This is a genomic window from Pseudomonas sp. NFACC51, from assembly GCF_900103575.1.
Taxonomy (GTDB): Bacteria; Pseudomonadota; Gammaproteobacteria; order Pseudomonadales; family Pseudomonadaceae; genus Aquipseudomonas; species Aquipseudomonas fluorescens_Q.
The window spans coordinates 218364-240855 of record NZ_FMXH01000008.1 but is presented as its reverse complement, the minus strand read 5'-3'; the positions used below and the strand labels follow the sequence as shown (position 1 = coordinate 240855).

Genomic DNA, 22492 nt, shown 5'->3' with positions numbered 1-22492 from the left:
GAAACCAGGATTTTGTCGGATGATCGAGGCAAAACCTTGCTCAGACCTCTACCTGATGCTACACCTTGTACACGTATGTCCATGACAGGGAAGCTGAACATGTCAGTCGTTACAGAAGTATCCCAAGATGGGAAGAAATTGACGATTTCGATCGAAGGTCGATTCGATTTCGGACGGCACCAGGAGTTTCGCGAGTCTTACGAGAGACTCAATAACAAGCCCGAGTCCATTGTGGTGGATTTGAAGAAAGCCACCTATCTCGACAGTTCCGCCTTGGGCATGCTCTTGCTGTTACGTGATCATGCCGGTGGCGACGAGTCGGACATCCGGGTCGTCAACAGCAGCAGCGACGTCAAGAAAATCCTTGCGATCTCCAATTTTGACAAGCTGTTCGACATCAGTTGATCGCCATGCAATCGTCGTCGGAGCCACTGACGGTCCTGATTGCCGAAGACAGTGCCGCTGATCGACTGCTGTTGTCGACCATCGTCCGCCGCCAGGGGCATCATGTGCTCACTGCGGCCGATGGCGCCGAAGCGGTCGAGGTCTATCTGGAAAAGCGTCCGCACCTGGTGCTGATGGACGCAATGATGCCGGTAATGGACGGCTTCGAAGCCGCGCAGAAAATCAAGCAGTTGGCCGGGGACCAGTTGGTCCCGATCATTTTCCTCACCTCGTTGACCGAGAGCGAAGCCTTGGCCCGTTGCCTGGAGGCGGGCGGCGACGATTTCCTGGCCAAACCCTACAACCAAGTGATCCTGGCGGCCAAGATCAAGGCCATGGACCGTTTGCGTCGGTTGCAGGCCACGGTGGTGGAGCAGCGCGACCAGATTGCCCGGCACCATGACTACTTGCTCAACGAGCAACGGGTCGCCAAGGCCGTGTTCGACAAGATCGCCCACTCCGGCTGCCTGAGTGCGCCGAACATCCGTTACTTGCAATCGCCTTATGCCTTGTTCAACGGTGACCTGCTGTTGGCAGCGTTCAATCCGGCTGGCGACATGCACGTCCTGCTGGGGGATTTCACCGGCCACGGTTTGCCGGCGGCGGTCGGCGCGATGCCGCTGGCGGAAGTGTTCTACGGGATGACTGCCAAAGGCTATGGCCTGGCGCAGATCCTGCGAGAGATGAATGCCAAGCTCAAACGCATCCTGCCCGTGGACATGTTCTGTTGCGCGACGTTGTTATGCCTGAGCTTCCAGCGTTGCACGGTAGAGATCTGGAACGGCGGCATGCCCGATGGATACCTGCATGACAGCCTCAGCGGCGTGCGTACGCCATTGCCGGCGCGTCACCTGCCATTGGGCGTGCTCACCCCTCAATTATTCGATGACCGCACCGAAGTGCATACCATGTCGCTGGGTGACCGGGTGTTCCTGTTGTCCGATGGCGTGATCGATACCACTGACGAAGACGAGCAACTGTTTGGCGTTGAACGGCTGCAACAGGTGTTTGCCGCCAACCGTGAACCCGACCTGCTGTTTGAAGACATCCAGCAGGCCTTGCGAGATTTTCGCGGTGAGTCGCGGGATGACTTCAGCATGGTCGAGTTGCGACTGGTCGCCCCGACGCAACTCAATCCGCCGCCACCGGTCTATTCCGATAGCGGCCAGTCCAGCCCTCTGGATTGGTCGGTGAGCTTCGAATTCCGGGCGCAGACGCTCAAGCGCTTCAATCCGATGCCCTATTTGCTGCAGTTGTTACTTGAGGTCCATGGGCTCAGGGTGCAAAGTGGCGCCCTTTATAGCGTCATGTCGGAGCTGTATTCCAATGCCCTGGATCATGGGGTGCTGGGGCTTGACTCCAGCCTCAAGCGTGACGCGGTGGGTTTTGCCCGCTATTACAGAGAGCGCAATACGCGCCTGGATGAGCTGAGCGACGGCTATGTGCGGGTGCACTTGCATGTCTCGCCAAGCGGCGAGGGTGGTCGCCTGGCCATAGAGGTCGAGGACAGTGGCGAGGGTTTTGACGTCGCCAGGGTGCTGGCGCGTCCTGTGGACACTGATCGGTTGTCGGGGCGTGGGGTGAGTCTGGTACGCCAGTTGAGCCACCAAGCCAGTTGGTCAGACGATGGTCGTAGTGCGCGCGTGGAGTTTTTCTGGGAGGCTCCGGCATAATCGGCGCCATTCTTGATCAGGGAGCGAACAAGTGAACGAGATTCATCTGGACCGCGACGTGCTCAGCACGCTGAAGGAAGTCATGGAGGAGGGGTATCTGGAGTTGCTGGATACGTTTCTCAATGACTCGGAGGCTCGCTTGCGCGTGCTGCATGAGGCACGGGACGCTGAAAAACTGAGCGCCACGGCCCACAGCTTCAAGGGCAGCAGCAGCAACATGGGCGCTATCCGCCTGGCCGAGCTGTGTGGCGAACTGGAACAACGTGCCAAGCAGCCGTCATTGGGCGGTATCGAGAAACTGGTCAACGAAATCGACAGCGAATTTGCTTATGTTCGCAAGCTTTGCAGGGAAGAGCGCGAAGGCTTTCACTGCTGAGATTTGACGGTCGGGCAGACGTTGGCCCGTGCCTTGCATTGCCTAGTCTCGACTGTACCTATGATTCCAGTGCAGCGGAGACCTTTTTATGCCCGTTACCCCCAATACACTGCTTCAGGCCTCTGTCCAGGCCAAGCCCAAGGCCGCCGTCAATTCACCGGCAGCGGCCCCGGATCTCGGGGATAGAGCCTCCAGCTTCGCTCAAGTCTTCGCCAAGCAGGCGCCTGATAAGGCTGCGGCGGCCCCTGAGCCACCAGTGAAATCGGCGCGCGACAACGCTTCCAGTAACACCGTCAAAAAAGACACCGGCAACCAAACCCCTGCCACCTCGGAACCGACAGTTGCCGATAGCGGCAAACCCTTGCCCGCGGACAAACCGGTTAGCGCCGACGACGAGACTGCCAGTGACGACAACGCCGACTCGGCTGAGACGCCAGTGGCGGATGCTGCACCCGTCGATCCGAGCCTTGATCCAGGATTGCTACCCGACGTGACGGTGCCGGTGGCGACAATCGCGCCGGAACCTGCGCCTGTGGCCACGACCGAGACTCAGGTCTCCACAGCCGTCGCGGCACCGCTTGCCCCGCTGGTGGCGTCAGCCCAGGCTGCGGTGGTCCCGGAGGTCGACCCAGCCTTTGACCCTGAAGCCGACCCGCTCGACGCATTGCCTGCCTTGCGGTTGGCGATGGAACAGGGCGGTCATGTTTCCGCCTCCAGCCAGGCGCAATCCAAGACTGCTGCCTCGGCGTCGCTCGACGGTGAGCCGACTTCGGCGCAGACCTTCGCCGCAGGCATGGCGAGCATGCTCACCGTGCAGGCCGACCAGAACAGTACCGATTCTGGTAGCCAGCAGGGCGGTGACAAGGCATTCGGCGGCTTGATCAGCGAGGGTCTCAAGGACTTGAGCGCCGCTTCCAGTGATACTCGCGTGGACGATTTCGCCAACCGCCTGGCCGCACTGACCCAGGCTGCTACGCCCAAGACCGCCAACGCGGTGCCGGTCAATCAACCTATCGCGATGAATCAGAGCGGTTGGACCGAAGAGGTGGTCAACCGGGTGATGTACCTGTCCAGCGTCAATCTCAAGGCGGCCGACATCCAGCTGCAACCCGCCGAACTCGGACGCCTGGATATCCGGGTGAACATGGTTCCGGACCAGCAGACCCAGGTCACGTTCATGAGTGCCCACTCCGGCGTTCGCGAAGCTCTCGAGGGTCAGATGCATCGCCTGCGGGACAGTTTCGCCCAGCAGGGCATGGGCCAGGTCGATGTCAGCGTGTCCGATCAATCCCGAGGCTCGCAGAACCAGGGGCAGCAGGCCCAGCAGCAAGCCCAGGCCGGGCGCACGACGTCATCCGGTGGGCGAGTGGACTCGGCGGATGAACACCTGCCGGCCAGCGTTGCGGAAGTGGCGGCCAGTACCACCAGCGTCATTGGCTCCAGTGCGGTCGACTACTACGCCTGATGTCACAGCCCCCCCTCAGTGGGAGCGAGCTTGCTCGCGATAGCGGCTTGTCAGTTACCTTGCAGGTAACTGATCCTTCGCTATCGCGAGCAAGCTCGCTCCCACATTGGTTTCAGGGCGATCAAAGATTGCATCCGCCCAGCCATCTTCTCTCTTGCCACTTCTGGCATAACACTTGCTCCAGCCTTGCCGTGCAACAGTGAAAACCCCGATTAGTGACGGATTATTGGCATGGCGAAGAGTGAAGCAGCAGCTGTAAAAGACCCTGCAACCAAAGGCAAACTCAAGCTGATCATCATGATCGTAGTGGGTTTGCTCCTGGCGATCGGTGTATCTGTGGGCGCGACCTGGTATTTCATGCACAGCGCTCAAAGCAAGCCGGCAGTGGCGGTCGAAGCTGCGCCAGTGGGCAAGCAGCCGGCGATTTTCGAACCGATGGCGCCAGCCTTCGTGGCCAACTACACCCAGAACGGTCGTCAACGCTACATGCAGGTGAGCATTACCCTGCTGGGTCGCAACCAGGCTGACCTGGAGGCGCTGCGGGTGCATATGCCCCTGATCCGCAATAATCTGGTGATGCTGTTTTCCGGACAGAATTTCGACACCCTGGCCACCCCGGTCGGCCAGGAAATGTTGCGTCAGAAAGCCACGGCCAGCGTGCAGGAAGTCGCTCAGAAAGAGCTTGGCAAAGTGGTGATCGAACAGTTGCTCTTCACTAACTTCGTATTGCAGTAGGAACACGACATGGCCGTGCAGGACCTGCTGTCCCAGGACGAAATCGATGCGCTGTTGCATGGTGTCGACGACGGTCTGGTACAGACCGAAAACGCTGCTGAACCGGGCAGCGTCAAAAGCTACGACCTGACCAGCCAGGATCGCATCGTTCGCGGACGCATGCCGACCCTGGAAATGATCAACGAACGTTTCGCCCGCTACACCCGCATCAGCATGTTCAACATGCTGCGCCGTTCGGCCGATGTGGCCGTCGGTGGCGTGCAGGTGATGAAGTTCGGCGAGTACGTGCACTCGCTGTACGTGCCCACCAGTCTCAACCTGGTGAAGATCAAGCCGTTGCGCGGCACCGCGTTGTTCATCCTTGACGCCAAGTTGGTGTTCAAGCTGGTGGACAACTTCTTCGGTGGTGACGGCCGTCACGCCAAGATCGAAGGTCGGGAATTCACCCCGACCGAGTTGCGGGTGGTGCGCATGGTGCTGGAGCAGGCCTTCGTCGACTTGAAGGAAGCCTGGCAGGCGATCATGGAAGTGAACTTCGAGTACATCAACTCGGAAGTGAACCCGGCCATGGCCAACATTGTCGGCCCGAGCGAGGCCATTGTGGTCTCGACCTTCCACATCGAACTCGATGGCGGTGGCGGCGATCTGCACGTGACCATGCCGTACTCGATGATCGAGCCGGTGCGTGAAATGCTCGACGCCGGTTTCCAGTCGGACCTCGACGATCAGGACGAGCGCTGGATCAATGCCTTGCGCCAGGACGTGCTGGATGTCGACGTGCCGATCGGTGCGACGGTCGCTCGCCGGCAACTGCGCCTGCGGGACATCCTGCACATGCAGCCGGGGGACATCATCCCCGTAGAGATGCCGGAAGACATGATCATGCGTGCCAATGGCGTGCCGGCCTTCAAGGTCAAGATGGGCTCTCACAAAGGCAACCTGGCGTTGCAGGTGATCGAGCCGATCGAACGCCGCTGAGCGGTGTCGAACGCCTTAAGTTTGTAACGGTTTTTTGCTTCTAACTGAATTTTTGCCCGCCGAGGAAACATGATGGCTGACGATATGAATACCCAGGATGACCAGGCGCTGGCCGACGAATGGGCCGCGGCCCTGGAAGAAACCGGCGATGCCGGGCAAGCCGACATCGACGCCTTGCTGGCGGCCGATACTGGCGCCCATGCGTCCAGTCGCCTGCAGATGGAAGAATTTGGCAGCGTGCCGAAGAGTCATGAGCCGGTGACGCTCGATGGTCCGAACCTGGATGTGATCCTCGATATCCCGGTGTCGATCTCCATGGAAGTGGGCAGCACCGACATCAACATCCGCAACCTGCTGCAGCTCAACCAGGGTTCGGTGATCGAACTGGACCGCCTGGCCGGCGAGCCGCTCGACGTACTGGTCAACGGTACCTTGATCGCCCATGGCGAAGTGGTGGTGGTCAACGAGAAGTTCGGCATTCGCCTGACGGACGTGATCAGCCCGAGCGAACGCATCAAGAAGTTGCGCTGAGTGAAAGGTTTCTTCGCTGCAGCCGCGATGCTGCCATTGAGTGTGCTGGCGGCCGAACCGGTTGCCACGGCCGCCGCTGCGCCGGTAGCAGGCAGTGGTATCGCCGGGCAATTGGCGCAGTTGGTGCTCGGCTTGCTGCTGGTTCTGGGCTTGATCTTCTTTCTCGCCTGGTTATTGCGGCGTGTGCAGCAGGCGGGGCCGGCTGGCAAGGGGCAGGTCATCGACATCGTCGGTTCGCGCGCGCTCGGGCCACGCGACCGGCTGGTGCTGGTACAGGTCGGTAACGAGCAGATCCTGCTCGGCTTGAGCCCGGGCACCATCACCGCCTTGCACGTCCTCAAGGAGCCGGTGCAGGTGCCCTCCGCCGAGCAGGCCAGCCCCGAATTTGCCCAGCGCCTCATGGAACTGTTGGGTAAAGACCAGAAGGATAAAAAGTAATGCCATTGCGCATTCTGTTGGCATTGGCCTTGATGCTGGCCGCACCGTTGGCGTTCGCCGCCGATCCGCTGTCGATCCCGGCGATCACCCTCGGAACCAACGCCGAAGGGGCCCAGGAATACTCGGTCAGCCTGCAGATCCTGCTGATCATGACCGCGCTGAGTTTCATCCCGGCGTTCGTCATGCTGATGACCAGCTTCACCCGGATCATCATTGTCTTTTCGATCCTGCGCCAGGCCCTGGGCCTGCAACAGACCCCCTCGAACCAGATCCTCACCGGTATGGCGCTGTTTTTGACCATGTTCATCATGGCGCCGGTGTTCGACCGGGTGAACCAGGATGCGCTGCAACCCTACCTGGCAGAAAAAATCACCGCCCAGGATGCCGTGGCCAAGGCTGAAGTGCCGATCAAGGATTTCATGCTGGCCCAGACTCGCAGCAGCGACCTGGAGCTGTTCATGCGCCTGTCCAAGCGCACCGATATCCCCAGTGCCGACCAGGCGCCGCTGACCATCCTGGTGCCAGCGTTCGTGACCTCTGAACTCAAGACCGCGTTCCAGATCGGCTTCATGATTTTCATCCCGTTCCTGATCATTGACCTGGTGGTCGCCAGTATCCTGATGGCCATGGGCATGATGATGCTCTCTCCGCTGATCATTTCCTTGCCGTTCAAGATCATGCTGTTTGTGTTGGTGGATGGCTGGGCGCTGATCATCGGTACCCTGGCGGGCAGTTTCGGCGGTGTTTAGGCCTTTTGTGCGGGGAGGGCGATATGACGCCTGAAGTAGCGGTAGACCTGTTCCGTGAAGCACTCTGGCTGACGACCGTGATGGTTGCCATCCTGGTGATCCCCAGTCTGCTGGTGGGGTTGCTGGTGGCAATGTTCCAGGCCGCGACCCAGATCAACGAACAGACCTTGAGCTTCCTGCCGCGCCTGCTGGTGATGCTGGTGACGCTGATCGTCGCTGGCCCCTGGCTGGTACAAACCTTCATGGAATACATTCTGCAGCTGTATGGCAGTATTCCGCAGTTGATCGGCTGACCCCATGTCGATGCTCGCGCTGACGGACACCCAGATCAGTACCTGGGTGGCGTCGTTCATCCTGCCGCTGTTTCGCGTCACCGCGGTACTCATGAGCATGCCAGTCTTTGGCACGACCCTGGTGCCGACCCGCGTGCGGCTGTATTTCGCCTTGGCCATCACGGTGGTCATTGCGCCTGGGTTACCACCGATGCCGCCGGTCAATGCCTTGGATCTCAGCGGCCTGATGTTGATCGCCGAGCAGATCCTCATCGGCGCCTTGATGGGGTTTTCGCTGCAGCTGTTCTTCCAGGCCTTCGTGGTGGCCGGGCAAATCATCTCGATCCAGATGGGCATGGCCTTCGCGTCCATGATCGACCCTACCAACGGCGTCAACACAGCGGTGATCGGTCAGTTCCTGACGATGCTGGTGACTCTGTTGTTCCTCGCCATGAACGGGCATCTGGTGGTGTTCGAGGTGTTGACCGAGAGTTTCACCACGATGCCGGTGGGCAGTGCGTTGCTGGTCAATCATTTCTGGGAAATCGCCGGCAAGCTCGGCTGGGTCCTGGGTGCGGCGATGGTGCTGGTATTGCCGGCGATCACCGCGTTGCTGATAGTCAACATCGCGTTTGGCGTGATGACCCGCGCGGCGCCGCAGTTGAATATTTTCTCCATTGGTTTCCCGCTCACCCTTGTGCTGGGCATGGTGATTTTCTGGGTCAGCCTGGGGGATATCCTCAATCAGTATCAGCCGCTGGCTACCCAGGCCTTGCAGCTTTTACGCGACATGGCACAGGCGCGCTGAACCATGGCCGAGAGCGAGAGTGGTCAGGACAAGACAGAAGACCCCACGGATAAGCGCAAGAGGGAGTCCCGGGAAAAGGGTGAGATCGCTCGCTCCAAGGAACTCAATACCCTGGCGGTGATGCTGGCCGGGGCGGGCGGGTTGCTGATTTATGGTGGTGGGTTGGCCTTGGACTTGCTGGAAATCATGCGGCTGAATTTCTCCCTGCCCCGTGAAGTGCTGCTGAGTCCGGGAGCGATGGGGCAGTATCTGCTGCACTCGGGAAAAATTGCGATTCTGTCGGTACAGCCAGTCCTGCTCTTCTTGTTGTTGGCTGCCATCATTGGCCCGATTTCCCTCGGTGGCTGGCTGTTCGCCGGCAAGAGCTTGGCCCCTAAATTCAGCCGGATGAATCCGGCCGCCGGCATCAAACGTATGTTCTCTACTACGGCGCTGATGGAGCTGCTCAAGGCTTTTGGGAAATTCCTGCTGATTCTGTTTGTGGCGCTCACCGTCTTGCAGTCCGACATTGACGACCTGTTGCGCATCGCCCATGAGCCTCTGGAGCAGGCCATTATCCATAGTGTGCAGTTGGTGGGCTGGAGCACATTGTGGATGGCCTGCGGCCTGATCCTGATCGCTGCCATCGATGTGCCAATCCAGCTGTATCAGAGCAAGCAGAAGTTGATGATGACCAAGCAGGAGATACGCGACGAGCACAAGGACCAGGAGGGCAAGCCGGAGGTCAAGCAGCGGATCCGTCAGTTGCAGCGCGAGGTCTCCCAGCGGCGGATGATGGCGGCGATCCCCGACGCCGATGTGGTCATCACCAACCCGACCCACTATGCCGTGGCGCTCAAGTACGACCCCGAGAAAGGCAACGCTCCGGTGCTGCTGGCCAAGGGCAGTGACTTCCTGGCGCTGAAGATCCGTGAGATCGCCGTGGCCAATGAAGTGATGCTGCTCGAATCCCCGGCCCTGGCGCGATCGATTTACTACTCCACTGAACTCGACCAGGAAATCCCTGGCGGCCTGTACCTGGCCGTGGCCCAGGTGCTGGCCTACGTCTACCAGATCCGCCAACACCGCGCCGGCAAGGGCAAGCGTCCCGAACCTCTCAAGGATTTGCCGATTCCGCCGGATTTGCGACGGGATTCCTGAGTCTGGCTATTGCAGGCGTTGAACCAGGTGCAGAACTGTTTGGAGCGGGGACACGGTGGCCCCTGTGGCGAGGGAGCTTGCTCCCGCTGGGCTGCGAAGCGGCCCCAAACCAGACCCACTCAATTCCCCAGGCATACCTGAATATCCCAGATTCTGGGGCCGCTTCGCAGCCCGTCGGGGATAAATCCCCTCACCACAGGTTCTGCGTTCGGCGGGGCATGATTTTTCCTGTAGCGCCCTCCGTTCCTACCTGCGGCCAAAGTTGGAAGGCTTCTTGCAATACCCCGTCTGCGCCCGTCCGGGGCGTCAAAAGTTTGCTTTACAGGCACGGGGATTATTGGTGGATCGCTCTCAGTTACTCAGCACCGCTCGCAGCAACGTAGCAGACCTCAGCCGGGGTAACCTGGGTGTGCCGCTGTTGCTGCTGGTCATGCTCGCCATGATGATGCTGCCGGTGCCGCCGTTCCTGCTGGACGTGTTCTTCACGTTCAACATCGCGCTGTCGATCGTGGTGCTGCTCGTTTGTGTCTACGCCTTGCGGCCATTGGATTTCGCAGTATTCCCCACCATCCTGCTGGTAGCCACGTTGATGCGCCTGGCGTTGAACGTGGCCTCCACCCGGGTCGTGATGATCCACGGGCATGAAGGGCACGCTGCCGCCGGTAAGGTGATCCAGGCGTTCGGTGAGGTGGTGATCGGCGGCAACTATGTGGTCGGTATCGTGGTCTTCGCCATTTTGATGATCATCAACTTCGTCGTGGTGACCAAGGGTGCCGGACGGATTTCCGAGGTGAGCGCGCGTTTTACCCTCGATGCGATGCCCGGCAAGCAAATGGCGATCGACGCCGACCTCAACGCCGGCTTGATCGACCAGAGCCAGGCCAAGCTGCGTCGTCTGGAAGTGGCCCAGGAGGCCGAGTTCTACGGTTCCATGGACGGTGCCAGCAAGTTCGTGCGCGGAGACGCCATCGCCGGTTTGCTGATTCTGTTCATTAACCTGATCGGCGGTATGGCCGTCGGTATCTTCCAGCACGGCATGACTTTTGGCGACGCCGGTAAGGTGTACGCCCTGCTGACCATCGGTGACGGTTTGGTGGCGCAATTGCCATCACTGTTGCTATCCACAGCTGCTGCGATCATGGTGACCCGCGCTTCGGGCTCCGAAGACATGGGCAAGCAAATTGGTCGTCAGATGTTCGCCTCGCCCAAGGCCTTGGCCGTGGCCGCAGGCTTGATGGCGGTGATGGGGATCGTGCCGGGAATGCCGCACTTTTCCTTTCTGACCATGGCTGCCATGGCTGCCGGTGGCGCCTACCTGTTCTGGAAAAAGCAGAACGTGCAGAAAGTCCAGGCCCTGCAAGAGGTCAAGCGTCAGCAGGAGCTGCTGCCGTCGCCGGCCCGCGCCATGGAAACCAAGGAACTGGGCTGGGATGACGTGACGCCTATCGACATGATCGGCCTGGAAGTCGGTTATCGCCTGATTCCATTGGTCGACCGCAACCAGGGTGGTCAGTTGCTGGCGCGGATCAAGGGGGTGCGCAAGAAGCTGTCCCAGGACCTGGGCTTCCTGATGCCCACCGTGCATATCCGCGACAACCTCGATCTGGCGCCGAGTGCCTACCGTCTGACGCTGATGGGGGTGATCCTGGCCGAAGCCGAGATCTACCCCGACCGCGAGTTGGCGATCAACCCGGGGCAGGTCTACGGCAGCCTCAACGGCATCACCGCCAAGGATCCGGCTTTTGGCCTGGAAGCGGTGTGGATCGAAATCAGCCAGCGGGCCCAGGCGCAGTCCCTCGGCTATACCGTGGTGGACGCCAGTACGGTGGTGGCGACCCACTTGAACCAGATCCTGTACAAGCACTCCAGCGAGCTGATCGGCCACGAAGAAGTCCAACAACTCCTGCAAGTACTGGCCAAAGGCTCGCCGAAGCTGGCCGAAGAGCTGGTGCCGGGCGTGGTTTCGTTGTCGCAGTTGCTCAAGGTGCTGCAGGCGCTGTTGGCCGAACAGGTGCCCGTGCGCGACATACGCAGTATTGCCGAGGCTATCGCCAACAACGCTTCCAAGAGTCAAGATACCGCCGCCCTGGTGGCTGCGGTTCGGGTCGGCGTGTCCCGCGCAATCGTCCAAAGCATTGTAGGCACTGAGTCTGAGCTGCCTGTGATCACCTTGGAGCCAAGGTTGGAACAGATATTGCTCAATAGTCTGCAGAAGGCAGGACAAGGCTCGGAAGAGGGTGTTCTGCTGGAGCCAAGCATGGCCGAGAAGCTGCAGCGTTCGCTGATCGAAGCAGCCCAGCGGCAAGAGATGCAAGGCCAACCGGTGATCCTGCTGGTGGCCGGTCCGATTCGCGCGATGCTCTCGCGATTCGGGCGCCTCGCGGTTCCGGGGCTGCATGTGCTGGCGTACCAGGAAATACCGGACAACAAGCAAGTGACCATCGTTGCGACAGTAGGGCCCAACGGCTGAGGTAGTGGTTTATGCAAGTGAAGCGTTTTTTCGCCGCCGATATGCGTCAGGCCATGAAGCTGGTTCGTGACGAGCTGGGCGCTGAAGCGGCCATCATCGGTAATCGCCGGATCGCTGGCGGTGTCGAACTGACGGCTGCGCTGGATTATAAATTGTCGGCGCTGGCTCCCCGGGTTCCGAACATGGAACTTGAAGACGAGCTGCGCAAGACCCAATCGCGCATCGCCAGCGCCCAGGCCGAGCTGAGCCTGCGCAGCAGCGAAGGCGAGGGCGCGGCAGGCACCAATCGTCAATTGTTTGCCGGTCAGCCGCTGACGGCCGGCCTGCCTTTGACTGCTGCCGAACCGCTGATCGAGCAGGCCCACGCCGAACCGCGTCGTCCTGAGCCGGCGCCCGCAGCGCCTTCCCGGGGTGTCGATCCGCGGGCCCTGGATTCGATGCGCTTTGAACTCAACAGCCTGCGTGAGCTGATGGAAGTCCAGCTCGGCTCCCTGGCCTGGAACCAGCTGCAAGGCAGCCGTCCAGCCCAGGCCAACCTGTGGCGTCGCCTGCAACGCATCGGCCTGTCCGGCCCGTTGTCCCGGGACCTGCTGGCGCTGATCAATGATATCGAGGAGCCTCGTCAGGCCTGGCGCATGTTGCTGGCGCACTTGGCGCGGATGATCGCGACCCCGGAAGTCGAGCCGTTGGAAGAAGGCGGGGTAATCGCCATGGTCGGTCCTGCCGGCATGGGCAAGACCACCACCCTGGCCAAGCTCGCCGCCCGTTATGTACTCAAGTACGGCGCCCAGAGCATTGCCCTGGTGAGCATGGACAGTTTCCGTATCGGCGCCCAGGAACAACTCAAGACCCTGGGCCGGATCCTTAATGTCTCAGTGACCCATGTGGACCCGGGTCAGTCCCTGGCCCAGGCGCTGGAGCCGCTGCTGCGCAAACGCGTCGTGCTGATCGATACCGCAGGCCTGCAAGCCAGCGATCCAGCCCTGCGCATGCAGCTCGAAAGCCTGGCCGGACGCGGTATCAAGTCAAAAAATTATCTCGTATTGGCAACCACCAGCCAGAAACAGGTTCTAACCGCCGCATACCACAGCTACAAACGCTGCGGGCTGGCCGGCTGCATCCTGACTAAGCTGGACGAAACGGCAAGCCTGGGCGAGGTGTTGAGCCTGGCGATCGGTCATGAATTACCGGTGGCCTACCTGACCGACGGGCCGCGGATCCCGGATGATTTGCATCTGCCGCGCCGTCATCAACTGGTCAGTCGTGCCGTGAGTGTGCAAATGCAGGAAGAACCCAGCGAAGAAGCCATGGCTGATATGTTCGCTGATATCTACCACAGCCCGACCAAGCAGGTCGGCTGAGGTAATCATGAATATTTTTTGTACCTACATCGATGGTCTGCCATGCATTGTTCCGTATGTGAACGCGCAGCCAGTAATGTGGCCTCCGTCTAAGTAAGACAAGGTAAAGAACGAACATGGGCAGCATGCATCCCGTACAGGTGATCGCGGTGACCGGCGGCAAAGGTGGCGTCGGGAAGACTAACGTGTCAGTGAACTTGTCCCTGGCTCTGGCAGAGCTTGGCCGACGGGTCATGCTGCTGGACGCCGACCTGGGCCTGGCGAACGTCGACGTGTTGTTGGGGCTTACACCCAAACGCACGCTGGCGGACGTGATTGAAGGGCGCTGTGAGCTGCGTGACGTGTTGTTGCAGGGGCCGGGCGGGATTCGCATCGTGCCGGCTGCCTCAGGCACCCAGAGCATGGTTCACCTGACCCCGGCCCAGCACGCGGGCCTGATCCAGGCTTTCAGCGACATCGGCGACAACCTCGATGTGCTGGTGATCGACACCGCAGCCGGTATCGGTGACTCGGTCGTCAGTTTTGTCCGCGCCGCCCAGGAAGTGCTGCTGGTGGTCTGCGACGAACCGACGTCCATCACCGACGCCTATGCCCTGATCAAGTTGCTTAACCGCGACTATGGCATGAACCGCTTCCGCGTCCTGGCCAACATGGCCCAGAGCCCGCAGGAAGGACGCAACCTGTTCGCCAAGTTGACAAAGGTCACGGATCGTTTCCTGGACGTCGCCCTACAATACGTCGGCGCAGTGCCTTACGACGAAAGCGTACGCAAGGCCGTCCAGAAGCAACGTGCCGTTTATGAAGCCTTTCCACGTTCCAAATGCGCGCTGGCGTTCAAGGCAATCGCCCAGAAGGTCGATACCTGGCCACTGCCGGCCAACCCTCGCGGGCATCTGGAATTTTTCGTCGAGCGTCTTGTGCAACAAACAGCAGGGCCCGTGCTATGACAGCCAGCGGTTACAACCATCTCTACAAAAAATCGGCACGGGACGCCCAATACGAATTGATCGAGCGTTACGCGCCACTGGTCAAGCGTATCGCCTATCACTTGCTGGCGCGGTTGCCGGCCAGTGTCCAGGTCGAGGACTTGATCCAGGCGGGCATGATCGGCCTGCTCGAAGTGTCGAACAAATACGACGCGAGCAAGGGCGCGAGTTTCGAGACGTATGCCGGTATTCGCATTCGCGGTGCGATGCTCGATGAAGTCCGCAAGGGCGATTGGGCGCCGCGTTCGGTACACCGCAATACCCGGATGGTCAGTGATGCAATTCGGGCAATTGAAGCTAAAACCGGGCGTGACGCTAAAGATCACGAGGTTGCGGCCGAACTCCAGTTGAGTCTCGACGATTATTACGGGATTTTGAACGATACCTTGGGCAGTCGCCTGTTCAGTTTCGACGACCTGTTGCAGGACGGCGAACATGAAGGGCTGCACGAGGATAATGCAAGTGCTCACATGGAGCCGTCGCGTGACCTGGAAGATGAACGTTTCCAGAGCGCGCTGGCGGATGCGATTGCCAATCTGCCGGAGCGTGAGCGGCTGGTCTTGGCGCTGTACTACGACGAAGAGCTGAATCTCAAGGAAATCGGTGAGGTCCTGGGGGTCAGCGAATCGCGGGTCAGCCAGTTACACAGCCAGTGCGCGGCCCGTTTGCGGGGGCGTTTGGGGGAGTGGCGAGCGCGTTGACAGGCAGTGTGGGGACACTGCGAACGAGGCTGGCCTGGCAGGTGCTGTACCAGTCTCCATCCGTTGTGCTCCAGACCGTTGTCGAGTGTTGTGCCGGATTGATTGAAATGGCGCGTCCAGGTGCTGGGCGCGTTTAAGACTGCTTGGAGGTCGAATTGGACAAGAACATGAAAATCCTCATCGTTGATGACTTCTCAACGATGCGGCGGATCATAAAAAACCTGTTGCGTGACCTTGGGTTCACCAACACGGCCGAAGCAGATGACGGGACCACTGCGCTCCCGATGTTGCACAGTGGCAACTTCGATTTCCTGGTTACCGACTGGAACATGCCGGGCATGACCGGTATCGACCTGTTGCGCCAGGTGCGTGCCGACGAAAAACTCAAGCATCTGCCGGTGCTGATGGTCACTGCCGAAGCCAAGCGCGAGCAGATCATCGAAGCGGCCCAGGCCGGTGTAAACGGCTATGTGGTCAAACCCTTCACGGCCCAGGCGTTGAAAGAGAAGATCGAAAAAATCTTCGAACGCATCGGTTAACGGCGCCACGGGGGAGCTATGGATAACGAATCTTCAATGGGCGATTTCGAATCGACCCTGAAAAAACATGCCCGCGAACTGGTCGACAGCCTTGAAAAAGGTCGCTTTGGCGATGCGGTTCAAATGATCCATGAGCTCAACCAGACCCGTGACCGGGGTCTGTATCAGGAGGTGGGCAAGCTCACGCGTGAATTGCACAGCGCGATTGTCAATTTCCAGATCGACCCGAATATGCCGCAGGCCGAGGAAGTCTCGCAGATCACCGACGCCACCGAGCGTCTGGGTTATGTGGTCAAGCTGACCGAGGCTGCGGCCAACCGCACCATGGACCTGGTGGAAAGCGCAACGCCCCTGGTCAATGGCCTGAGCGACGAAGCCCAGGCCTTGAGCACCGACTGGGGTCGGTTCATGCGGCGCGAAGTCGGCGCCGAAGAGTTTCGGGAGCTGGCCCGTCGGGTCGACGGTTTCCTGACGCGCAGCAGCAACGAAAACCGCGCCGTGGCCAGTAACCTCAACGACATCCTGCTGGCTCAGGACTATCAAGACCTGACCGGCCAGGTGATCAAGCGCGTGACCCAGTTGGTCACCGAAGTCGAAAGCAACCTGCTCAAACTGGTGTTGATGGCCAGCCAGGTCGACCGCTTTGCAGGCATCGAACACGACCGTGAAGCGATGCTCGCTGAAAAAGATCCACAAAAACATCTCTCTCAGGGTGAAGGTCCGCAGATTCATGCCGATAAAAGAGAAGACGTTATGTCCGGTCAGGACGATGTGGACGATTTGCTGTCCAGCCTTGGATTCTGAGTTTTAGCCCTGTTTTAGGAGCAGCCATTAATGAGCTTCGGCGCCGATGAAGAGATCCTTCAGGATTTCCTGGTTGAGGCCGGCGAGATTCTAGAGCAACTGTCCGAACAGCTGGTCGAGCTGGAAAGCCGACCAGATGATGCGGATCTGCTCAATGCAATTTTTCGCGGTTTCCACACTGTAAAAGGAGGCGCCGGCTTCCTCCAGCTCAACGAGTTGGTGGAGTGCTGTCACATTGCCGAAAACGTGTTCGACATCCTGCGCAAGGGTGAGCGTCGCGTTGATTCGGAACTGATGGACGTGGTGCTTGAAGCGCTGGATGCGGTCAACAGCATGTTCAGCGAAGTGCGTGAGCGCTCGCCGATCACCGCTGCCACCCCCGAACTGCTCGCTGCGCTGGCGCGCCTGGCCGAGCCGCAATCGGCTGACGAAGCGGCTCCGGTTGCCGAGCCTGCGGTTGAAGAACCGGTCGCCGAGGCATCGGGCGACATCACCGATAACGAATTCGAACAACTGCTGGACTCCCTGAATACCGTCAAGGCCCAGGCCGAGGCGCCGGTCGCTCCGGCTGCACCTGCTGCACCGGTCGCCGATGGGGTGGCCAGCGATGAAATCACCGATGCCGAGTTCGAGTCACTGCTCGACCAGCTCCACGGCAAGGGCCAGTTCGCGCCGGATGCGGTCGTGCCGCCGGCGGCTCCGGCCGCCCCGAAAGCCGCGGGCGACAGCTCGGACATCACCGACGACGAATTCGAAGCCTTGCTCGATCAGTTGCATGGCAAGGGCACCTTTGCCGTTGACGCGCTGGATTCAGCCATCGCTTCGGCGCCGACACCGGCCAAGCCTGCCGCTGCTACCGCGGGCAGCGACCTGATCAGCGATCACGAATTCGAATCACTGCTCGACGAGCTGCATGGCAAGGGCAAGTTCAGCGAAGTCGGTACCGCTTCTGCTGCGCCTGCTGCCGCTGCGGCTGCACCGGCGGCCAAGGCTGCGCCCAAACCCGCTGCCAAGGCACCGGAACCGAAGGCCGAACCTGCCAAGCCTGCCGCTGCTGCTCCGGCGCCCGCCCGTGCTGCGGCGGCTGCGCCAGCGGAAAAGCCGGCCAGCGAAGCCGAGACCACCGTTCGGGTCGATACCGCGCGCCTGGACGAGATCATGAACATGGTCGGCGAACTGGTGCTGGTGCGTAACCGTCTGGTGCGCCTGGGCCTCAACAGCCAGGATGAAGCCATGTCCAAGGCCGTGTCGAACCTCGACGTGGTCACGGCGGACCTGCAGACCGCGGTCATGAAGACCCGGATGCAGCCGATCAAGAAAGTCTTCGGGCGCTTCCCGCGCCTGGTTCGCGACCTGGCTCGCCAGCTCAAGAAAGAAATCAACCTGGAACTGGTGGGTGAAGAAACCGACCTCGACAAGAACCTTGTCGAGGCCCTGGCCGACCCGCTGGTCCACTTGGTGCGCAACGCGGTCGACCACGGCATCGAGTCGCCGGAAGAACGCGAAGCCTCGGGCAAGGTCCGCAGCGGCAAGGTGATCCTGGCCGCCGAGCAGGAAGGCGACCACATCCTGCTATCGATCTCCGACGACGGCAAAGGCATGGACCCTAACGTGCTGCGTTCCATCGCGGTGAAACGCGGTGTGATGGACAAGGATGCCGCTGACCGCCTGAGCGACACCGAGTGCTACAACCTGATCTTCGCCCCAGGTTTCTCGACCAAGACCGAGATTTCCGACGTGTCGGGCCGTGGCGTGGGCATGGACGTGGTGAAAACCAAGATTTCCCAGCTCAACGGTTCGATCAATATCTACTCGACCAAGGGCCAGGGCTCGAAGATCGTCATCAAGGTCCCGCTGACCCTGGCGATCATGCCGACCCTGATGGTGATGCTGGGCAACCAGGCGTTCGCCTTCCCGCTGGTCAACGTCAACGAGATTTTCCACCTCGACCTGTCGCGCACCAACGTGGTGGACGGCCAGGAAGTGGTGATCGTACGGGACAAGGCACTGCCGCTGTTCTACCTCAAGCGCTGGCTGGTCAGTTCCGCCGCTCATGTGGAGCAGGGCGAAGGCCATGTGGTGATCCTTTCGGTGGGCACCCAGCGGATCGGCTTCGTTGTCGACCAGTTGGTGGGCCAGGAAGAAGTGGTCATCAAGCCGTTGGGCAAGATGCTCCAGGGCACCCCGGGCATGTCCGGCGCCACCATCACCGGCGACGGCCGCATCGCGTTGATCCTCGATGTGCCAAGCATGCTCAAGCGTTACGCCGCTCGGCGTATTTGATTCTGGAGGGGCGTGGCCCAGGGCCGCGCCTCGTCTAACGGAGTGTTTATGGTAGTTAAAGTCCTGGTGGTGGACGATTCGGGGTTTTTCCGCCGCCGCGTCTCGGAAATTCTTTCGGCGGACACGAGTATTCAGGTCGTCGGTACCGCGACCAATGGCAAAGAGGCGATTGATCAGGCCCTGGCGCTCAAGCCGGACGTGATCACCATGGACTACGAGATGCCGATGATGGACGGCATCACGGCCGTGCGGCATATCATGCAGCGCTGCCCGACCCCGGTATTGATGTTCTCGTCCCTGACCCATGAAGGCGCTCGGGTGACCCTCGATGCGCTGGACGCCGGGGCGGTGGATTTCCTGCCGAAGAATTTCGAAGACATTTCGCGCAACCCCGACAAGGTTCGGCAGTTGCTGTGCGAAAAGGTCCACAGCATTTCCCGCAGCAATCGCCGTGTCGGTGCCTACAGCGCACCGGCGCCAGCCCCGGTTGCGGCGCCAAGCCCTGCGCCAGCGCCGACGGCATCGAGCAGTTTCAATCCGGCCCCGGTACGCAGCGCGCCGGCACCTGCGCCGACGCGTTCGGCACCCGCCAGTGCAACGTCGCCGGCACCCAAGCGTAAAGCCTACAAGCTGGTCGCTATCGGTACGTCCACGGGTGGCCCGGTGGCACTGCAACGGGTCCTGACCCAGTTGCCGGCCAACTTCCCGGCCCCCATCGTGTTGATCCAGCACATGCCGGCGGCGTTCACCAAGGCTTTCGCGGAGCGTCTGGACAAGCTGTGCAACATCAGTGTCAAGGAAGCCGAGGATGGTGACATCCTGCGTCCCGGCCTGGCGTTGTTGGCACCCGGTGGCAAGCAGATGATGATCGATGGTCGCGGCGCGGTGAAAATCCTGCCGGGTGACGAGCGTCTGAACTACAAGCCTTGCGTGGACATTACCTTCGGTTCCGCGGCCAAGTCCTACGGTGACAAAGTTCTGGCGGTGGTGCTCACCGGCATGGGCGCCGACGGTCGTGAAGGCGCGCGCCTGCTCAAGCAAGGCGGCAGTGCAATCTGGGCCCAGGACGAAGCCAGCTGCGTGATCTACGGCATGCCGATGGCCATCGTGAAGGCGGACCTCGCCGACGCGGTGTACGGGCTGGACGACATCGGTAGACACCTGGTCGAGGCCTGCCTGTAATGGATGTGCTCAGCCTGATCGGCATCGTCATGGCGTTCGTCGCCATCATTGGCGGCAATTATCTGGAAGGTGGGCATCTGGGCGCGCTGGCCAACGGCCCGGCGGCGTTGATCGTGCTCGGTGGCACCATTGGCGCGGCGCTGTTGCAGTCGCCCATGAGCGCTTTCAAACGCGCCATGCAGGTGCTGATCTGGATTCTGTTCCCGCCCCGTGTCGACTTGGCCGGTGGTATCGACCGGGTGGTGAACTGGAGCCTGACCGCGCGCAAGGAAGGCTTGCTGGGCCTGGAAGGGGTGGCCGATGCCGAACCTGACAGCTACTCACGCAAAGGCCTGCAATTGTTGGTGGACGGCGCCGAGCCGGAAGCCATCCGCAGCATTCTGGAAGTGGATTTCTACACCCAGGAAAGTCGCGATATCGAGGCGGCCAAGGTATTCGAAAGCATGGGCGGCTACGCGCCGACCATCGGCATCATCGGTGCGGTGATGGGCCTGATCCATGTAATGGGCAACCTGGCCGATCCATCGCAACTGGGCAGCGGCATCGCCGTGGCGTTCGTCGCCACGATCTATGGCGTGGCCAGCGCGAACCTGGTGCTGTTGCCGATCGCCGCCAAGCTCAAGTCCATCGCGTTGCGCCAGTCGCGCTATCGCGAAATGCTGCTGGAAGGGATCCTGTCGATCGCCGAAGGCGAAAACCCGCGCTCCATTGAGTTGAAGCTCCAGGGCTTCATGGACTGATGGGAGACATGGAAAATGGCTCGTCGCAGGCATCATGAAGAACACGTCAACCATGAACGCTGGCTGGTTTCCTATGCCGACTTCATTACGCTGCTGTTCGCCTTTTTCGTGGTCATGTACTCGATTTCGTCGGTCAACGAAGGCAAGTACAAAGTGATTTCCGAGGCGTTGATTGGGGTCTTTTCCGACTCCGACCGCGCCCTCAAGCCCATCCCCATAGGTGATGAGCGACCCAAGACCACGACGCCGGCCAAGCCGCTGGTCAGGGATGCCGAGCAGGTCGATGCCGGTATCGCCGGTGGCAGCGATCCGCTGAAAAGCATCGCTGATGACATCAGCGCGGCGTTCGGTGACCTCATCAGCTCGAACCAGATGACCGTGCGTGGCAATGAGCTGTGGGTCGAGATCGAGCTCAACTCCAGCCTGTTGTTCGGCAGCGGCGACGCCATGCCCAGTGATATGGCATTCAATATCATCGATAAGGTGGCGGCGATCCTGAAACCGTTCGACAACCCGATCCATGTCGAAGGCTTCACCGATGACCAGCCGATTCGTACCGCACAGTACCCGACCAACTGGGAGCTGTCCTCGGCCCGTTCGGCGAGCATCGTGCGCATGTTGGCCATGCAGGGCGTGAACCCCGGTCGCCTGGCGTCGGTGGGCTATGGCGAGTTCCAGCCGGTGGCCAATAACGCCACGGCCGAGGGGCGCGCGCGTAACCGGCGCGTGGTGTTGGTCGTGTCGCGTAACCTCGATGTGCGCCGCAGCCTGACCGGTACCGGCACGGCCAATGCAAAACCGGACGCCGCCTTGAAGCGGGCTGGCACACAAACTGCACCGGCTCCGGTCAAGTCGCCGGGAAGACAGAGTGCCGTCAATTCTCCGTCACCCGCTTTATAACCGAGCTATTTCTCGGTCGAGCCTGTTTCGGCCGGGAGGAACGATCCGAATGAGAGTCTGGGCAGTCGCCAATCAAAAAGGTGGTGTGGGCAAGACCACATCTTCCATCGCTTTAGCCGGGTTGCTGGCCGAGGCGGGCAAGCGCGTGGTCATCGTCGATCTGGACCCCCATGGCTCGATGACCAGCTATTTCGGCTACGATCCCGATAGCCTGGAGCACAGCAACTACGACCTGTTCCTGCACAAGGGCGTTGTGCCCGAGGGCCTGCCGGGGCAGTTGCTGTTGTCCACCAGCGACGAGCGGATTTCCCTGCTGCCATCAAGCACCGCTCTCGCCACCCTGGAGCGACAGTCGCCCGGGCAGAGCGGGCTGGGCTTGGTAATCGCCAAGAGTCTGGCGCAGCTGTGGCAGGATTTCGATTACGCGATCATCGACAGCCCGCCGTTGCTGGGTTTGCTGATGGTCAATGCCTTGGCTGCCAGCCAGCAGTTGGTGATCCCGGTGCAGACCGAGCACTTGGCCGTCAAGGGCCTGGAGCGCATGGTCAATACACTGGCGATGGTCAACCGCTCGCGCAAGCAGACGCTGGCCTTCAACATCGTGCCGACCTTGTTCGATCGTCGCACCCAGGCGTCCTTGGGCACCCTGCGGGTGTTGCGGGACATGTACCCGGAGGACATCTGGCAAGGCTATATCCCCGTCGATACCCGCTTGCGGGACGCCAGCCGCGCGGGTGTGACGCCCTCGCAATTCGATGGCAAGAGCCGTGGCGTGCTGGCCTACCGGGCGCTGCTCAAGCACCTGTTGGCCCAGCAGCTTGTTCCACAGCAGGTGGCTTAAGGTGACGAGGCTTTCCACTGGCACTGCGTTCGCTTGCGAACGCTCAAGTCCTACCGCATTCATGCCGATAACCTCT

Annotated in this window: 23 protein-coding genes; all 23 read left to right on the top strand. The window is 60.6% G+C overall.

The window, feature by feature from the left end; genetic code table 11:
* The first annotated feature begins 99 nt into the window (after positions 1–99).
* A complete protein-coding gene (locus BLT00_RS18050) occupies positions 100–405 on the top strand; it encodes an STAS domain-containing protein (protein WP_053182985.1) in 306 nt (101 codons plus the stop codon).
* Between the two features lie 5 nt (positions 406–410).
* Positions 411–2117, top strand: a complete 1707-nt coding sequence (locus tag BLT00_RS18045) for an ATP-binding SpoIIE family protein phosphatase (protein ID WP_072341619.1) — start codon at positions 411–413, stop codon at positions 2115–2117.
* A 31-nt stretch (positions 2118–2148) separates the two neighbouring features.
* Positions 2149–2493, top strand: coding sequence for an Hpt domain-containing protein (locus BLT00_RS18040; protein WP_063322400.1), 345 nt, complete (start codon positions 2149–2151; stop codon positions 2491–2493).
* A gap of 88 nt (positions 2494–2581) precedes the next feature.
* A complete protein-coding gene (locus BLT00_RS18035) occupies positions 2582–3958 on the top strand; it encodes a flagellar hook-length control protein FliK (protein WP_092144957.1) in 1377 nt (458 codons plus the stop codon).
* Between the two features lie 231 nt (positions 3959–4189).
* Positions 4190–4693: a flagellar basal body-associated protein FliL gene (fliL, locus tag BLT00_RS18030; RefSeq protein ID WP_013692537.1), complete on the top strand. Its 504-nt coding sequence runs from the start codon at positions 4190–4192 to the stop codon at positions 4691–4693.
* A 9-nt stretch (positions 4694–4702) separates the two neighbouring features.
* Positions 4703–5671 carry a flagellar motor switch protein FliM gene (gene fliM / locus BLT00_RS18025; protein ID WP_003184019.1) on the top strand — a complete coding sequence of 323 codons (969 nt, stop codon included), beginning with the start codon at positions 4703–4705 and terminating at the stop codon, positions 5669–5671.
* 72 nt (positions 5672–5743) lie between these two features.
* Positions 5744–6202, top strand: coding sequence for a flagellar motor switch protein FliN (gene fliN, locus BLT00_RS18020; protein ID WP_003199107.1), 459 nt, complete (start codon positions 5744–5746; stop codon positions 6200–6202).
* Between the two features lie 27 nt (positions 6203–6229).
* Positions 6230–6640, top strand: coding sequence for a flagellar biosynthetic protein FliO (gene fliO, locus BLT00_RS18015; RefSeq protein ID WP_063325145.1), 411 nt, complete (start codon positions 6230–6232; stop codon positions 6638–6640).
* On the top strand, positions 6640–7389 hold the full coding sequence (gene fliP, locus BLT00_RS18010; protein ID WP_003199111.1) for a flagellar type III secretion system pore protein FliP: 750 nt from the start codon (positions 6640–6642) through the stop codon (positions 7387–7389). Before fliO ends, fliP begins: the two co-directional genes overlap by 1 nt.
* 23 nt (positions 7390–7412) lie before the next feature.
* Entirely contained in the window at positions 7413–7682 is a 270-nt protein-coding gene (fliQ, locus tag BLT00_RS18005) for a flagellar biosynthesis protein FliQ (RefSeq protein WP_024618176.1), read from the top strand.
* A gap of 4 nt (positions 7683–7686) precedes the next feature.
* On the top strand, positions 7687–8469 hold the full coding sequence (gene fliR, locus BLT00_RS18000; protein ID WP_063322398.1) for a flagellar biosynthetic protein FliR: 783 nt from the start codon (positions 7687–7689) through the stop codon (positions 8467–8469).
* A gap of 3 nt (positions 8470–8472) precedes the next feature.
* Positions 8473–9609 (top strand): flagellar biosynthesis protein FlhB, encoded by a 1137-nt coding sequence (flhB, locus tag BLT00_RS17995; RefSeq protein WP_092144955.1) that lies wholly within the window; start codon positions 8473–8475, stop codon positions 9607–9609.
* Positions 9610–9949: 340 nt separating this feature from the next.
* Positions 9950–12079 (top strand): flagellar biosynthesis protein FlhA, encoded by a 2130-nt coding sequence (gene flhA, locus BLT00_RS17990; RefSeq protein WP_092145041.1) that lies wholly within the window; start codon positions 9950–9952, stop codon positions 12077–12079.
* Between the two features lie 11 nt (positions 12080–12090).
* Positions 12091–13440: a flagellar biosynthesis GTPase FlhF gene (gene flhF / locus BLT00_RS17985; RefSeq protein ID WP_092144953.1), complete on the top strand. Its 1350-nt coding sequence runs from the start codon at positions 12091–12093 to the stop codon at positions 13438–13440.
* Between the two features lie 116 nt (positions 13441–13556).
* Positions 13557–14387 (top strand): flagellar synthesis regulator FleN, encoded by an 831-nt coding sequence (gene fleN, locus BLT00_RS17980; RefSeq protein ID WP_003184001.1) that lies wholly within the window; start codon positions 13557–13559, stop codon positions 14385–14387.
* A complete protein-coding gene (fliA, locus tag BLT00_RS17975; protein ID WP_014337177.1) occupies positions 14384–15127 on the top strand; it encodes an RNA polymerase sigma factor FliA in 744 nt (247 codons plus the stop codon). The genes fleN and fliA overlap by 4 nt, the downstream gene beginning before the upstream one ends.
* A gap of 167 nt (positions 15128–15294) precedes the next feature.
* Positions 15295–15666: a chemotaxis response regulator CheY gene (locus BLT00_RS17970; RefSeq protein ID WP_003199125.1), complete on the top strand. Its 372-nt coding sequence runs from the start codon at positions 15295–15297 to the stop codon at positions 15664–15666.
* A gap of 18 nt (positions 15667–15684) precedes the next feature.
* The gene (locus tag BLT00_RS17965) at positions 15685–16470 is read left to right on the top strand and encodes a protein phosphatase CheZ (protein ID WP_063322395.1); all 786 of its coding nucleotides are present in this window, start codon (positions 15685–15687) and stop codon (positions 16468–16470) included.
* Positions 16471–16500: 30 nt separating this feature from the next.
* Complete coding sequence (locus tag BLT00_RS17960; protein WP_092144951.1) at positions 16501–18753, top strand: chemotaxis protein CheA; 2253 nt, start codon at positions 16501–16503, stop codon at positions 18751–18753.
* Between the two features lie 48 nt (positions 18754–18801).
* Complete coding sequence (locus BLT00_RS17955) at positions 18802–19935, top strand: protein-glutamate methylesterase/protein-glutamine glutaminase (RefSeq protein WP_072341648.1); 1134 nt, start codon at positions 18802–18804, stop codon at positions 19933–19935.
* A complete protein-coding gene (locus tag BLT00_RS17950) occupies positions 19935–20675 on the top strand; it encodes a flagellar motor protein (protein WP_063322393.1) in 741 nt (246 codons plus the stop codon). The genes BLT00_RS17955 and BLT00_RS17950 overlap by 1 nt, the downstream gene beginning before the upstream one ends.
* 15 nt (positions 20676–20690) lie before the next feature.
* Positions 20691–21575 (top strand): flagellar motor protein MotD, encoded by an 885-nt coding sequence (gene motD / locus BLT00_RS17945; RefSeq protein WP_072341651.1) that lies wholly within the window; start codon positions 20691–20693, stop codon positions 21573–21575.
* 49 nt (positions 21576–21624) lie between these two features.
* Positions 21625–22416, top strand: a complete 792-nt coding sequence (locus BLT00_RS17940; protein ID WP_053120309.1) for a ParA family protein — start codon at positions 21625–21627, stop codon at positions 22414–22416.
* Positions 22417–22492 lie beyond the last annotated feature (76 nt).